Source organism: Sphingomonas pituitosa NBRC 102491, assembly GCF_001598435.1.
Lineage (GTDB): Bacteria > Pseudomonadota > Alphaproteobacteria > Sphingomonadales > Sphingomonadaceae > Sphingomonas > Sphingomonas pituitosa.
In genome coordinates, this window is the sequence record NZ_BCYY01000020.1 from 86,782 (window position 1) to 100,968 (window position 14,187).

General features: G+C 69.0%; 11 protein-coding genes. 6 read left to right on the forward strand and 5 right to left on the reverse strand.

What is annotated here, in order from left to right; translation table 11 throughout:
- The first annotated feature begins 7 nt into the window (after nucleotides 1-7).
- Nucleotides 8-1,795 carry a glycoside hydrolase family 2 protein gene (locus tag SPI01S_RS16120; RefSeq protein ID WP_245653627.1) on the forward strand — a complete coding sequence of 596 codons (1,788 nt, stop codon included), beginning with the start codon at nucleotides 8-10 and terminating at the stop codon, nucleotides 1,793-1,795.
- 59 nt (nucleotides 1,796-1,854) lie between these two features.
- Here the strand turns inward: SPI01S_RS16120 and SPI01S_RS16125 are convergent, their stop codons facing one another.
- The 4 genes from SPI01S_RS16125 to SPI01S_RS16140 all read right to left on the reverse strand — a co-directional run bounded on the left by SPI01S_RS16125 (nucleotide 1,855) and on the right by SPI01S_RS16140 (nucleotide 4,657).
- On the reverse strand, nucleotides 1,855-2,748 hold the full coding sequence (locus tag SPI01S_RS16125; protein ID WP_066724800.1) for a tyrosine recombinase XerC: 894 nt from the start codon (nucleotides 2,746-2,748) through the stop codon (nucleotides 1,855-1,857).
- 274 nt (nucleotides 2,749-3,022) lie between these two features.
- Complete coding sequence (gene fsa, locus SPI01S_RS16130) at nucleotides 3,023-3,676, reverse strand: fructose-6-phosphate aldolase (RefSeq protein ID WP_066724803.1); 654 nt, start codon at nucleotides 3,674-3,676, stop codon at nucleotides 3,023-3,025.
- Nucleotides 3,677-3,709: 33 nt separating this feature from the next.
- Nucleotides 3,710-4,126, reverse strand: coding sequence for a hypothetical protein (locus SPI01S_RS16135; RefSeq protein WP_066724807.1), 417 nt, complete (start codon nucleotides 4,124-4,126; stop codon nucleotides 3,710-3,712).
- 63 nt (nucleotides 4,127-4,189) lie between these two features.
- The gene (locus SPI01S_RS16140) at nucleotides 4,190-4,657 is read right to left on the reverse strand and encodes a hypothetical protein (RefSeq protein ID WP_066724808.1); all 468 of its coding nucleotides are present in this window, start codon (nucleotides 4,655-4,657) and stop codon (nucleotides 4,190-4,192) included.
- 77 nt (nucleotides 4,658-4,734) lie between these two features.
- Here SPI01S_RS16140 and SPI01S_RS16145 point away from each other — a divergent pair, with 77 nt between their 5' ends.
- From SPI01S_RS16145 to SPI01S_RS16155, 3 genes are all read left to right on the forward strand, one after another.
- Nucleotides 4,735-6,900, forward strand: coding sequence for a primosomal protein N' (locus SPI01S_RS16145; RefSeq protein ID WP_066724810.1), 2,166 nt, complete (start codon nucleotides 4,735-4,737; stop codon nucleotides 6,898-6,900).
- A 75-nt stretch (nucleotides 6,901-6,975) separates the two neighbouring features.
- A complete protein-coding gene (locus tag SPI01S_RS16150; RefSeq protein ID WP_066724812.1) occupies nucleotides 6,976-8,487 on the forward strand; it encodes a hypothetical protein in 1,512 nt (503 codons plus the stop codon).
- A gap of 56 nt (nucleotides 8,488-8,543) precedes the next feature.
- Nucleotides 8,544-10,094 (forward strand): S1C family serine protease, encoded by a 1,551-nt coding sequence (locus tag SPI01S_RS16155; protein WP_245653628.1) that lies wholly within the window; start codon nucleotides 8,544-8,546, stop codon nucleotides 10,092-10,094.
- 1 nt (nucleotide 10,095) lies between these two features.
- On the opposite strand, the gene ada is transcribed toward SPI01S_RS16155, so the two are convergent.
- Nucleotides 10,096-11,139 carry a bifunctional DNA-binding transcriptional regulator/O6-methylguanine-DNA methyltransferase Ada gene (ada, locus tag SPI01S_RS16160; RefSeq protein ID WP_066724815.1) on the reverse strand — a complete coding sequence of 348 codons (1,044 nt, stop codon included), beginning with the start codon at nucleotides 11,137-11,139 and terminating at the stop codon, nucleotides 10,096-10,098.
- 136 nt (nucleotides 11,140-11,275) lie between these two features.
- On the opposite strand from ada, the gene SPI01S_RS16165 reads away from it, so the two are divergent.
- Nucleotides 11,276-12,526, forward strand: coding sequence for an MFS transporter (locus SPI01S_RS16165; RefSeq protein ID WP_066724817.1), 1,251 nt, complete (start codon nucleotides 11,276-11,278; stop codon nucleotides 12,524-12,526).
- Nucleotides 12,523-14,157 carry a glycoside hydrolase family 43 protein gene (locus SPI01S_RS16170; protein ID WP_066724820.1) on the forward strand — a complete coding sequence of 545 codons (1,635 nt, stop codon included), beginning with the start codon at nucleotides 12,523-12,525 and terminating at the stop codon, nucleotides 14,155-14,157. The genes SPI01S_RS16165 and SPI01S_RS16170 overlap by 4 nt, the downstream gene beginning before the upstream one ends.
- Nucleotides 14,158-14,187 lie beyond the last annotated feature (30 nt).

A 14,187-nucleotide genomic window follows, 5' to 3' on the forward strand; every position in this document is an offset into this window, starting at 1 on the left:
GCAACCGGTGCTCGTAGCCGCCGATCTGCGCCAGCAGCAGAGCCTGGATGGACCGTGGCACTGGTCGATTGATCCGTACCGGGATGGCCTGGCCGGTTTTCATGGCGAGCCGCCGAACCAGCGCACCCAGCGCGCCGCGGACATCATCCAGGCCGAGGTGATGCAGGCCAAGCCGCGCACCTTCTTCGAATTCGATATGCAGCAGTCGCCGGTGGTCAGCCTGCCGGGCTCGTGGATCGGCCATTCGCCCGAGATGCGGCTGTACCAGGGGCTGGTATGGTACCAGCGCGAGTTCACCGCCAAGGCGCCGTCGGCCGGCAACCGCGTGTTCCTGCGGATCGGCGCGGCCGAATATCGCTCCTATGTCTACCTCAACGGCAAGCCCCTGGGCGAGCATCGCGGCGGCTATACCCCCTTCGCGTTCGAGGTGACCAAGCTGCTGCGGCCGGGCCGCAACCAGGTGACGATAGGCGTCGACTCGGTCCGCACCGCCAATGACGTGCCACCGCCGGTCACCGACTGGGAGACCTATGGCGGCATCACCCGCAGCGTCTCCCTCGTCACCGTGCCCGACACCTATGTCGACGACGCGTTCGTCCGGCTGACGCCGGACGGCACCCGCATCGCCGTGTCAGTGAAGCTGGAGGGGCCCAGGGCCGCGAACACCGCGGTCAAGTTCCGCATTCCGACGCTCAGCGCGATGCTCGACGGCAAGACCGACGGCGAGGGCAAGTGGGAAGCCACCCTGCCGGTGCCGCGGTCGCTGGTCCGCTGGTCGCCGGAGAACCCGAAGCTCTACGACATCAGCATCGATGCCGGCGCCGATCACTTCACCGATCGCATGGGCTTCCGCACCATTGCGGTGAAGGGCACCGACATCCTGCTGAACGGCAAGCCGATCTTCCTGCGCGGCATCTCGATGCACGAGGAGGAGCTGGGTGCCGACCCGGTGCGCGCGATGACGCCCGCCGCCGCCCGCGCGCTGCTCGGCGAGATCAAGTACGGCCTGCACGGCAACTTCGTCCGCCTCGCCCACTATCCGCACAGCGAATCGACCACTCGCATGGCGGACGAGATGGGCCTGCTCGTGTGGAGTGAGATTCCGCTCTACTGGCTGGTCAACTGGTCCAATCCGGAAACGCTGGCCGATGCCCGCCGCATTCTCGCCGAGAACATCCACCGCGACCGCAACCGCGCCTCGATCGTGCTGTGGAGCGTCGCCAACGAAACCCCGACCAACGATGCGCGCAACGCCTTCCTGCGCACGATGATCGCCGATGTCCGCAACCTGGATTCCAGCCGCCTCGTCACCGCGGCGCTGCTCAGCGGGCGCGAGGGCAAGGGCATCATGAAGATCGACGATCCGCTCGCCAATGACCTCGATGTCATGGCGATCAACACCTACAATGGCTGGTACACCGACGACGCGCTGGAGGACCTGGCCAGCCAGGAATGGCGCGGACCGGCGAACAAGCCGCTGATCTTCTCCGAATTCGGCGCCGACGCCCGCGCCGGCTATCGCGATGCCGTCGCCGCCCCGCACAAGTTCAGCGAGGACTATCAGGCGGACTATTACCGCGCGACGCTGGCGATGGCAGCCAAGGTCCCGTTCCTGCGCGGCATGAGCCCCTGGATCCTCAAGGACTTCCGCTCGCCGCGGCGGCAGCACCCGATCTATCAGCAGGGCTGGAACCGCAAGGGGCTGATCTCCGAGACCGGCCAGCACAAGCTCGCCTTCGACGTGCTCGCCGGCGACTATGCCAAGCGCGAGGCGGCCGACTCGGCCAAGCGCTGAGGGGTTCGGGCTGGGGCGAGCATGACCCGCTCCAGCCTGCCTCTATTCCTTCCCCCTGATCAGGCGCGGGGGTGCGCGGCGCGATAGACGTCGAGCAGATGCGCCGCATCGACCGCGGTATAGACCTGCGTCGAACTGAGACTCGCATGGCCGAGCAGTTCCTGCAGCGCGCGCAGATCCGCCCCCCGACCCAGCAGATGCGTCGCGAAACTGTGGCGCAGCGCATGCGGCGTGGTGCGATCGGACAGGCCCAGGCTGGTGCGCGCCGAGCGTACCGCCTTGCGGATCGCCCCCGGCGGCAGCGGGCCGCCCTTGGCGCCGCGGAACAGCGGCAGGTCGCGCGCGGTGCCCCAGGGGCAGGCCTCGACATAGGCCTCGATCGCGGTGCGGACCTCGGGCAGCAGCGGCACGTCGCGCATCTTGTCGCGCTTGCCGGTGACGCGCAGCGTCGCCCCGAGCGGCAGCACCGCGCCGGTGAGCGCCACCGCCTCGCCAATGCGCAGCCCGGCGCCGTAGAGGAGCAGCAGTACCGCCCAGTCGCGCGCGGCGATCCAGGGCTCGCTCGCCTCGTCCGACGCCCATTCGGCGAGCGCCACCGCCTCGTGCGGCGCGATCGGGCGCGGCAGGCCCTTCTTCACCTTGGGTCCGCGCAGCCGCGGCAGCTGGGCATCGTCGCCGCCGGCGAACTTCAGAAAGGCGCGGACGGCGGAAAGCTCGCGCGCCGCGGAGGTGTTGGACAGTCCTTCGTTGCGGCGATGGGCAAGGTATGCGCGCAGATCGGCGGCGCTCACCTGGGCGAGCGCCTCCTGCGCCACAGGGCCGCCCCAATGGCCCTGGAGGAAGGCGATCAGGCGGATGGCCGTCGCCTCATAGGCGCGGATCGTGTGCGCCGAGCGCCGCCGGTCGCGGCCGAGATGTTCGGCGAAACGGCGCGGGAGGGGCAGATCGGTCATGGCTGTGCTCCCGCCCCGTTGGAACGGCGGCTTGCGGCGAAATCGTCGTCATTCCCGCGAAGACGGGAATCCATTGCCCTGTGCGCCGAAAGCAAGAACCGCGGCATCAGCGCCAATGGATCCCCGCCTTCGCGGGGATGACGGAATATTTGGCTGCACGCGATCGCATCGCATGGCCGGGGGGGGGATGGCCGCAGCGGAATCCGAAACGTCCACGTCACACCCTCCCCTAACCCCTCCCGCAAGCGGGAGGGGAACCAAGTCGTCGTCCCGCTCAGCCGATCGTCTGGCCGGTCTTCGCCCAGTCGGCCATGAACGATTCGATGCCCTTGTCGGTCAGCGGGTGCTTGACCAGCTGCTTGATCACCGCCGGCGGGGCGGTCATCACGTCGGCGCCGATCTTGGCCGCCTGCAGCACATGGATCGGGTGACGGACGCTGGCGACCAGGATCTCGGTGCCGTAATCGTAATTGTCGTAGATCAGGCGGATGTCTTCGATCAGGTCCATGCCGTCGAAGCCGATATCGTCGTGGCGGCCGACGAACGGCGAGACGAAGGTCGCGCCCGCCTTGGCCGCCAGCAGCGCCTGGTTCGCCGAGAAGCAGAGCGTGACGTTGACCATCGTGCCGTCGTCGGTCAGCGCCTTGCAGGCCTTGAGGCCGTCGATCGTCAGCGGCAGCTTGACCGCGACATTGTCGGCGATCTTGCGGACGATTTCCGCCTCGCGCATCATGCCCTCGAAATCGAGCGCGACGACCTCGGCCGAGACCGGGCCCTCGACGATCCCGCAGATCTCCGCCACGACTTCGAGGAAGTTGCGGCCCGACTTGGCGATCAGCGACGGGTTGGTGGTGACGCCGTCGAGCAGACCGGCATCGGCCAGGTCGCGGATGTCGTCGATGATGGCGGTGTCGGCGAAGAACTTCATGGCAAAACCTTCCAGTGGAGCTTTGCCGCCCGCCTAGCCCAGCCGGCCGCGCCGGGCAAACCCCTGCGTGCGGTTGCCATAGACCAGCATCAGCTTCACCTGCGGCTTCTGGAGCTTGCCCACCCTCACTCGATAGGTGCCGGGCTCAAGCCGGTAATAGACGATCTTCTCGATTTTCGCGCAGGCCACGCCGGGTCCGCGTGAGGCCATGCGCAGCGGCCTGCCGCTGCCCTTCGCCACATCGACCCAGCCCGGCTGATCGGCGGCGATCCCGAAGGTGCCCGCCTTTCGGATGGTCACCTGCGTTTCCGCCGCGCCGTTCTTTGCCGGAATCGTCGTCGCGTGGCGGGTGTCGAGCCCTTCGCCGCTGCGTTCCCAGCCCGAAAACGATCGTGGAAGCTCGGCGCACTGCGGCACCGTCGTCGCCAGTCCAACTACGAATATCAGCATCGCCGACTCCCCTGTTCAGCGAGTCGCTGTTCTATATTCGTTCCCGATTCAAAACAAGCCGATTCAATTCGGCACCAGCATCAACTTTGCCTCGGCTTGCGCCAGCCCGCTGGCAAAGGCGCGGTAGCTGCCCGGCGCCAGTTCGAAGCGGACGATCTTGCGGATCGTCGAACAATCCGGCCCGTGTCCGTGCGCGACGGACTTCAGCGGTTCGCCGCCGTTCGCCCCGGGCAGCACGTCGATCCAGCCCGGCTGGTCGAGCGCGACGCCATAGGTGCCCGGTTTCGCGATCCGGAACGCGATCATCGCCGCGCGCCCGGGCTTGGCGCCCCTGGGCAGGCCCTTGAGCGTCTTGCCGTCCACCGTCGCGAGCGACACCGCCTTGTCCGCCACCAGTTCGTCGCCCGGCGTGCTCCAGCCGGTGAGCGCAGTCGGCAGGCTGGCATCGGGCGCCTTGCAGGCCGTGGTCGCCTGGGCGGGGACGGCCTGAGACGAAGCGATCGGCGCGAGCAGCAGGGCAAGGAACAGCATCGGCGGGTCTACTTGCAAGACGAACCTGCGATACGGGATTCCCGTTCCGCCGAAAATGCCCATATGAGGGGCCGATCATGGCCCGCGCGCGCATTCTCGTCCTCCATCCGGCTCTGGGGCCGCTCGACTATCGCGTGCCGCCGGGCATGGAGGTCGCGCCCGGCAGCATCGTGATCGTGCCGATCGGGCCGCGCCAGTTCGCCGGCGTAGTGTGGGAGCCCGAACGGCTGCCGACCGAGGAGATCGGCGACAATCGGCTGCGCGCGATCCTCGCGGTCGCCGATGCACCGCCGATCCCCGCCCCCGTGCGGCGGCTGATCGAATGGACCGCGGACTATTATCTCGCCCCACCCTCGGCCGTGCTCGCGATGACGCTGCGTACCTCGGCGGCGTTCGAGGCGGCGCCGACGATCACAGAATATCGCGCGACCGGCCAGATTCCCGATCGGCTGACGCCGCAACGCATCCAGGCGCTGGAGCGGATCGGCGAGCGTCAGGGACTGGTGCGCGAACTCGCCGCGGTCGCCGAGGTCTCCGACGCGGTGATCCGCGGGCTGGTGAAGACCGGCGCGATCGAGGCGGTGACGGTCGACACCCAGGCGCCCTATCCCCTGCCGGACCCGAGCTTCGCGCCCCCCGAACTCAACCCGGCGCAGGCAGCGGTGGCGGCCGCGCTGCGCACCGCGGTGGAGACCGCCGCCTTCCAGCCCTTCCTGCTCGACGGCGTCACGGGATCGGGCAAGACCGAGGTGTATTTCGAAGCCGTCGCCGCGGCGATCGATGCGGGCAGGCAGACGCTGGTGCTGCTGCCCGAAATCGCGCTCACCGAACCCTTCCTCACCCGCTTCTCCGGCCGCTTCGGCTGCGAGCCGGTGGCATGGCATTCGGGCCTGCGCAGCTCGGAGCGCCGCCGCGCCTGGCGCGCGATCGCCGGCGGCGAGGCGATGGTGACGGTGGGCGCCCGCTCGGCGCTGTTCCTGCCCTATCCCAAGCTGGGCCTGATCGTGGTGGACGAGGCGCACGAAACCAGCTTCAAACAGGAAGAGGGCGTGCATTACCACGCCCGCGACGTCGCGGTGATGCGCGGCATGTTCGAGCGCTGTCCGGTCGTCCTCGCCTCCGCCACCCCCGCGATCGAGACGCGGCACCAGGTCGAAGTCGGCCGCTACGCCGAACTCAAGCTTCCGGGCCGTTACGGCGCCGCCGAGCTGCCGAAGATCGAAGCGATCGACCTGATCCGCGAGCCGCCGGAGCGCGGCCGCTGGCTGGCGCCCCGGCTGGTCGCGGCGATCGACGAAACGCTGAAGCGCGGCGAGCAGTCGCTGCTGTTCCTCAACCGGCGCGGCTATGCACCGCTGACGCTGTGCCGCCACTGCGGCCACCGTTTCCAGTGCCCGAACTGCACGGCATGGATGGTCGAGCACCGGCTGCTTCACCGGCTTTCCTGCCATCATTGCGGCCACACGATGCCGACACCGAGCATGTGCCCGGAGTGCAAGTCCGACGACACGCTGGTCGCCTGCGGCCCCGGAGTCGAGCGGATCGCCGACGAAGTGGCGGCGCTGTGGCCCGAGGCAAGGACGGCCATCGTCACCTCGGACACGCTATGGTCGCCCGCCAAGGCGGCGGAGTTCGTGGCGCGGATGGAGCATGGCGCCATCGACATCGTCGTCGGCACCCAGCTCGTCACCAAGGGCTATCACTTCCCCAACCTGACGCTGGTCGGCGTGGTCGACGCCGATCTCGGGCTCGACGGCGGCGACCTGCGCGCGTCCGAGCGCACCTTCCAGCAGATCATGCAGGTGTCTGGGCGGGCGGGCCGCGGCGAGAAGCCGGGTACCGTCTTCATCCAGACCCATGCGCCCGAGGCGCAGGTGATGCAGGCGCTGATTTCGGGCAATGCCGAGGCCTTTTACGCGGCGGAGACCGACGCACGCCGGGAAGCAGATGCCCCCCCGTTCGGCCGCTACGCGGCGATCATCGTCTCGTCCGAGGACAAGGCGGCAGCGGAGGAAACGGCGCGGATGATCGGCCGCTCGGCGCCGGAGCTGGCGGAGATGCACGTCTACGGCCCCGCCCCCGCGCCGCTCGCCATGCTGCGCGGGCGGCACCGCTTCCGCCTTCTCGTCCACGCGAGGCGCAGTTTCGCGGTGCAGGAGGTGATCCGCGACTGGCTGGGCGGCCTCGCCTGGAGCCCGCGCGTGCGCGTGGCGGTGGACGTGGATCCCTATAGCTTCGTCTGAGAGTCGGTGATTCCGGTATTTGCCAACGCGCCGCGGGCCGCTATCCATGCGGCGGGGAATATCGGGGGGATTGCGATGAAGACGTGGGCGTGGCTGCTGTTGCTCGTGCTGTCCTGTGCGCCGACACCGGCGTCGGCGGATTGGCGGGTTGCGGAGACGGCCCATTTCCTCGTCTACGCCAACACGTCGGACGCGAACCTGCGCCGCAATGCCGAGCGGCTGGAGAAGTTCGACAAGGCGCTGCGTCTCGCGCGGGGCATTACCGAATCGCCGCTGGGCAAGGCGGGGCGCGTGACGGTCTATTTCGTCAGCGACGAAGATCGCGTGGCCAGTCTTGCGGGCAAGTCCGATGTGGCCGGCTTCTATATTCCACGTGCCGGCGCTTCGGTGGCCTTCGTGCCGGGCGACCTGTCCGGCGACGGACCGCGCGCGCTCGGCCCGCAGCAGGTGCTCCAGCACGAATACGCCCACCATTTCATGTTCACCACCTGGGCCGACGCCGCATTCCCCTCCTGGGTCGCGGAGGGCTGGGCGGAGTTTCATGCGACCGCCAGCTTCGACGGTGCCGGCAACCTCCAGTTCGGCGCCGCCCCCCAATATCGCGCTTATGGGCTGCTGACCGGCAACCCCCTGCCGATCCGTCAGATCCTGGCCGGTGCCGCTGGCAAGCTGCAGCCGGAGCAGCGCGAAGCCCTGTACGGGCGCGGTTGGGCGCTGGTCCATTACCTCACCTTCGAGCCCAGCCGCAAAGGCCAGCTCGGTGCCTATCTCGACGCCATCACCAACGAGCGGAAGTCGCCCGAAGCGGCGGCGGCGGTGTTCGGCGACCTGACTGCCCTGAACAAGGAGCTGGAGCGATTCCTCGCCAGGCCGAGGATCAGCGGGTTTCGCGTGCGGGCGGAAAATCTGACGATCCCCCCCGTCACCACGCGGCTCCTGACGCCGGGCGAGGCGGCGATCGTGCCGGTGCGGATCCGCTCGGCTGCGGGCGTGAACGAGAAAAGCGCGCCGGGCGTCTATGCCGATGCGAAGAAGGTCGCGGCGCGCTTCCCCAACGACCCGATCGTGCAGCGCGCGCTGGCCGAGGCCGCCTATGATGCGGGGGATCATGCCGCTGCGCTGGCCGCCGCCGACCGGGCGATCGCCGCCGATCCCCGGTTCGTCGAGGCGCATTGCTATCGCGCGATGGCGCAGATGGCGATCGCCCTTGCCGCCAAGGACGACAAGATCGAAACATGGGCCGCGATTCGCAGCACCATTGCGCGCGCCAATCGGCTGGATACCGAGGATCCGCGGCCGCTGGTCCTGTTTTTCCGCAGCTATGCCGACCAGGGCAAATGGCCGCCCAAGATCGCCCGCGACGGCCTGTTCCACGCCTATCAGCTGGCGCCGCAGGACCGCGGGCTGCGCATGCAGACCGCCTCGATGCTGATCGCCGAGGAGAAGCTTGCCGAGGCGCGATCGATGCTGCTGGCGCTCACCTATGACCCGCACGCCTCGGGGATGGGGGAGGCCGCCTCCAAGATGATCGAGACCATCGACGCCCGGCTGAAACAGCCCGCGCCGAAGACGCCTGCGGAGAAATGACGGTCGCGCCCCGCGCGCGCTTGAACCCCCGGCGCTTTTCGCCGAAAGCGCCCGCCATGGCTAGAACCGGGGTGTTTCCGCGCGTGCGGCAGATGATCATGCTGGTGGCGATGATGCTCGCCTGGAACGCGCCCGCGCGCGCCGACGACATCTCGGCGGCGGGTCGGGGCGTGGTGCGGATCGTCACCATCGCGGTCGCGGACGATGAAGTGGTCGGCTTCGGCCATGGCAGCGGCTTCGCGGTGGCGCCCAATCGCGTCGTCACCAACGCGCATGTCGTCGAACTCGCCTCGCGCTATCCCGGCAACGTCGTGATCGGCGTGGTGCCCTCGGAAGGCAGCAAGTCGTTCCAGGGCAAGCTGATCGCGATCGACACCAAGCGCGATCTGGCGCTGATCGAATTCAGCGGCGCCAAGCTGCCGACGCTGGCGCTGTCCAGCGGTGCCGTCACCGATGGCGAGACGCTGATCGCGCTCGGCTATCCCGGCAATGTCGACATCGCGACCGCGCGCTCGGCGGCGGACTTCATCACCCCGCAATCACCGGTCCGTTCGCAGGGCGGCTTTGCCGGCACGCGGACGCTGGAGGGCATTTCGGTGCTGCTCCACACCGCGAGCATTGCGCGCGGCAATTCCGGCGGACCACTGCTCGACGCCTGCGGGCGGGTGCTCGGCGTCAATTCCGCGATCACCAACAGCGAGGAAGGCGATTCGACCTTCGCTTTCGCGATCTCGGACACGGAGCTGACCGGCTTCCTCACCCAGGCCAAGCAGCCCTTCGTCTCGGTGGCCGCGCCCTGCATCAGCGTCGACCAGCGCAACGCGCTCGACAAGGCGGCCGAGGAGAAAGACCGTGCCGACGCGGCGAACCGCACCGCACAGGCCGAATCCGCCGCCGCCCGCGCCCGCGAGGCCGCGATCGACAAGGCGCGCGCGGCCAACGAGTCTACCCGCGAGACCTATATGGCAGGCGCGGCGGTGCTGCTCGTGTTCGGCGCGCTGGCGCTGGGCGCAGCCGGACTGCTGCTCTCCCGGGACAAGCAGCGGCCGGGGATCTGGACCGCCGTCGGCGGCGGCGCGCTGCTGCTGGGCGCGGTCGCGCTGTTCGTGCTTCGCCCGAGCTTCGACGAAGCGAGCATCGCCCCGCCGGGCGAAGGGAACGAGACCGTCGAAGCCAAGCTGCCGGCGGATGCGGCGGAAGGCCCGCTGGTCTGCACGCTTCAGCCGGATCGCAGCCGCATCACCGTTTCGCCCGGCGACGCGGCAAAGGTGAATGTCGGCCCGGACGGCTGCTTCGACGGCGGCACCCAATATGCCGAATCGGGCCGCCGCTGGCAGCGCGTGCTGGTGCCCGCCGACGAGCAGACGGTGACGGTGCGCGAGTTCGATCCGGATAGCGAGACGCTCACCGACACGCGCTATTTCCTCTCCGCCGCGGACATGCAGAAGGTACGGGACGTCAAACCGACGGTGCCGGTGAACCAGTGCACGGCCGATCAGGCAAAGCGGGCCAGCCTCGCCAGCGTGCAGCAGCTGATGCGCGCGGCGCTTCCGCCGACGTATAACGAGAAGCTGGTCTATCACTGCGCGGCGGGCGGCGCGCAGTAGACTATTTCCGGTCGCGCACCCCTTCGCGGGCGCGCAACACCCGCTTGCGGTCCAGCCCATAGGCATAGCCGCCCATGCTGCCGTCCCCCCGCTGGGCGCGGTGACACGGAATCGCGAGCGCAACCGGGTTGGCGCCGCAGGCGGTGCCGGCCGCGCGCACCGCCGCCGGATTGCCCGCCAGTGCCGCGAGTTCGGCATAGCTGCGCGTCTCGCCCGGCGGAATCGCCCGCAGCGCCTGCCACACCGCTTCCTGGAAGGCGGTGCCCTGTACGTCGAGCGGCAGGTCGCGCTGGCGGCGGGGGTCCTCGACCAGCGCCACCACCTCCGCGGCGAGTGCCGCGAAATCGACGTCACCGGGCACCACCGTCGCCGCGGGGAAGCGGCGAGCAAGCATGTCCGCGTTTTCGTCGAACGCGATACGGCACAGGCCCTTGCCGGTCGCGGCGATCAGCAGCGGGCCGAGGCTGGTCTCGGCCAGGGTCCAGCGAATCGTCTCCCCCGCCCCGCCCGCCCGCCAGGCGCTCGGCGCCATGCCGAGCCGGGCGCCGGCCTCCGCATAAAAGCGGCTGGGGGCCGAGTAGCCGGCGGCATAGATCGCCTGGGTCACGCTGTCCTCCTCGTGGAGCGCCGCGGCCGCGCGCCGCGCGCGCAGCCCCCGGGCATAGGCTGCGGGCGTTACGCCGGTGGCCCGCTTGAACAACCGGTTGAAGTGATGGGGCGCATAACCGACCGCCGTGGCCAAGGCGTCGAGGCCGATCGGCGCCTCCGCCGCGTCGAGCAGCGCAGTGGCGCGGGACACCGCCGTCGCATCGCGCGCAGCTTCGTCGGGCCTGCAGCGAAGGCAAGCCCGGAACCCGGCCGCGGCAGCATCCGCGCCGGCCTCGAAGAAGCGTACATGCTCGGGGCGCGGCCGGCGCGCGGGGCAGCTTGGCTTGCAGTAGATGCCGGTCGTCGTAACCGCGACGACGAAGCGACCGTCCTGCGCCCGGTCGCGTGCGGCGAAAGCGGTCCAGCGGTCCCGGTCCAGGGCAAGAACATCGTTCATGGCGGTTGCTATACTCCGCCCGATCCGCCCAGGCATCCCGCAGCCTGCGTTCAAAGCAGGACCCGCTCTTGCGGATCGCACGCTTTGCTGGCAACGTTAACGTTAACACGCGTGCTGCGCGGTTTGGGGAGAGTGCATGTCCTTCTGGCACCGCACGGGCGCGCTGCGCTGGTGGATCATCGGCATCGTCATGCTGGGCACGATGCTCAACTATCTGACGCGCAGCACCCTTGCCGTCGCCGCGCCGAGCTTCATGGTCGACCTGCACATCGACGAGCGGCAATATTCCTACATCACCGCGGCGTTCCAGGGCGGCATCATGCTGCAGCCGGTGGTGGGCTACATCCTCGACGTGGTCGGGCTGCGCTCCGGCCTGGCGCTGTTCGCCGCGGGCTGGGGCCTGCTGAGCATGGCGCATGGCCTCGCCTTCAGCTGGCAATGGCTGTTCGCGCTGCGCGGGCTGCTGGGTTTTGCCGAGGGGACCTCGCACACCGGCGGGCTCAAGGTCGTCTCGGAGTGGTTCCCGGCGCGCGAGCGCGGCTTTGCGGGGGGCATCTACAATCTCGGGGCCTCGGCGGGCGCGGCACTGGCCGCGCCGCTGGTCGCGGGATCGATCGCGCTGTGGAACTGGCGCGCGGCGTTCGTCGTCACCGGTGTGCTGGCGCTGCTCTGGGCGCTGCTCTGGCTCGCCAACTACCGCTCGCCACACGCGCATCCGAGCATCTCGGACCGCGAGCGCGACCTGATCGTCAGCGGCCAGGAAGCGCATATCCAGGAACGCGCCGAGCGCCCCTCGCTCGTCCGCCTGCTCACCCAGCGAAACTTCTGGGGCATCGCCCTGCCGCGCTTCCTCGCCGACCCGACCTGGGGCACGCTCACCTTCTGGATGCCGCTCTATCTGGTGAAGGTGCGCGGCTTCAACCTCGGCGAGATCGCGGTTTCCGCCTTCCTGCCGTTCATCGCCGCCGATCTGGGCTGCATGTTCGGGCCGGCGCTGACGCTGTTCCTCCAGCGGCGCGGGATCAGCCTGATCAACGCCCGGCGCTGGACCTTCACCTTCGGCGCGCTGCTGATGACCGGCATGGCCTTCGTCGCCAGCGTCGAGAGCGCCTGGACCGCTGTCGCGCTGCTCTGCCTGGGCGGCTTCGCGCATCAGACGCTGTCCGTTACCGTCATCACCATGGCCAGCGACCTGTTTCCCCGCAACGAGCTCGGCACGGTGGCAGGCTTGGCGGGGACCTTCGCCAATGGCAGCATCCTGATCTTCTCGCTGCTGATCGGCGGCCTGGTCGCCTCGCTCGGCTATGGTCCCTTCTTCGTAGCACTCGGACTGCTCGACCTGCTCGCCGCCGTGCTTCTCTGGACCCTCGTCAAGGCGCCCCGATGATCCGCAACCCGATCCTCCCCGGCTTCAACCCCGATCCGTCGATCTGCCGCGTCGGCGACGATTATTATATCGCCACCTCGACGTTCGAGTGGTTCCCCGGCGTGCAGATCCACCACAGCCGCGACCTGGCCAACTGGACACTGATCGCAAGGCCCCTGATGCGCGCGTCGCAGCTCGACATGCGCGGCGATCCGGACAGCTGCGGGGTGTGGGCGCCGTGCCTCACCCATGACGGCGACCGCTTCTACCTCTGCTACACCGATGTGAAGCGCTATGGCCGCACGACGATGGGCGGCGCCTCGGGCGCGTCGCTGCGCGACTTCCACAATTATCTCGTGACCTGCGAGACGATCGACGGCGACTGGTCCGATCCGGTCCACCTCAACTCCAGCGGGTTCGACCCCTCGCTGTTCCACGATGAAGACGGCCGCAAATGGGTGGTGAACCAGCTCTGGGACCACCGCCCCGGTCGCAACCGTTTCGCCGGGATCGTGCTGCAGGAATATGATGCCGCCGCCGGCAAGCTGGTCGGCGAACGGACCAATATCTTCCCCGGCACCGCGCTGGGGCTGACGGAGGCGCCCCACCTCTATCGGCGGGGCGACTATTACTATCTGCTCACCGCCGAGGGCGGCACCGGCTGGAACCATGCCGTCACCATGGCGCGGTCTCGGGCGATCACCGGGCCGTACGAGTTGCACCCGGACACCACCATCCTCTCCAGCCGCACCCGCCCCGACGCGGTGCTGGCGCGCGCAGGCCATGCCGATCTGGTGCACACGGCGGACGGGGAACCCTGGCTCGCCTATCTGTGCGGGCGCCCGCTGCCGAATCGCGGCCGCTGCGTGCTCGGCCGCGAGACCGCGATCCAGCCGATGCGCTGGGGCGAGGATGGCTGGCTCTACACCCGCAACGGGCTGGGGCTGCCCGAACTCGACATGCAGGAGCTGGCCGGAGGTCCCTCGCCCGCGCGCGCTACCGAGGAACGCCACGACTTCGATTCGGCGGAGCTCCCGATCGACCTGCAATGGCTGCGCACGCCCGAGCCCGACCGCATCTTCAGCCTCACCGCACGGCCCGGCCATCTCCGCCTGTTCGGGCGCGAGACGATCGGCAGCGTCTTCACCCAGGCGCTGGTCGCGCGGCGGCTCCAGGCCTTCTGTACGTCAACGACCTGCGTCCTCGATTTCGAACCGCAGGACTTCCAGCAGGCGGCGGGGCTGGTCGCCTATTATAACGGCACCAAGTTCCAGTATCTGCATGTCAGCCACGACGAAGAGATCGGTCGCCATCTCCGCGTGATGACAGCGCTGCCCGATTCGCCGCAGGGCGACGCCTTCACCGCGCCGATCCCGCTGTCGGCGGGCCCGATCGAGCTGCGCTGCGAGATCGATTACGAGCGGCTGCGCTTCGGCTACCGGATGGCGGGCGCGGAGCGCTGGGAATGGCTGCCCGAACTGTTCGACGCCTCGATCCTCTCCGACGAGGCGAGCGCGCCGGGCCTGCCCAACTTCACCGGCGCGTTCATCGGCATGGCCTGCCAGGACATGGGCGGCGTGGGCATGCCGGCGGATTTCGACTGGTTCGCCTATCGCGAGCGGGCGTTTTTGGCCGATCCGACGGCGGGCTAGGCTCGTAGGCGTGCGGCCGAATGGCAAACG

Coding starts and splice junctions, on each gene's coding strand:
- SPI01S_RS16125 (WP_066724800.1), bottom strand. CDS start 2,748: ATGACCGATCTGCCCCTCCCGCGCCGTTTCGCCGAACATCTCGGCCGC.
- fsa (WP_066724803.1), bottom strand. CDS start 3,676: ATGAAGTTCTTCGCCGACACCGCCATCATCGACGACATCCGCGACCTG.
- SPI01S_RS16135 (WP_066724807.1), bottom strand. CDS start 4,126: ATGCTGATATTCGTAGTTGGACTGGCGACGACGGTGCCGCAGTGCGCC.
- SPI01S_RS16140 (WP_066724808.1), bottom strand. CDS start 4,657: ATGCTGTTCCTTGCCCTGCTGCTCGCGCCGATCGCTTCGTCTCAGGCC.
- SPI01S_RS16145 (WP_066724810.1), top strand. CDS start 4,735: ATGGCCCGCGCGCGCATTCTCGTCCTCCATCCGGCTCTGGGGCCGCTC.
- SPI01S_RS16150 (WP_066724812.1), top strand. CDS start 6,976: ATGAAGACGTGGGCGTGGCTGCTGTTGCTCGTGCTGTCCTGTGCGCCG.
- SPI01S_RS16155 (WP_245653628.1), top strand. CDS start 8,544: ATGGCTAGAACCGGGGTGTTTCCGCGCGTGCGGCAGATGATCATGCTG.
- ada (WP_066724815.1), bottom strand. CDS start 11,139: ATGAACGATGTTCTTGCCCTGGACCGGGACCGCTGGACCGCTTTCGCC.
- SPI01S_RS16165 (WP_066724817.1), top strand. CDS start 11,276: ATGTCCTTCTGGCACCGCACGGGCGCGCTGCGCTGGTGGATCATCGGC.
- SPI01S_RS16170 (WP_066724820.1), top strand. CDS start 12,523: ATGATCCGCAACCCGATCCTCCCCGGCTTCAACCCCGATCCGTCGATC.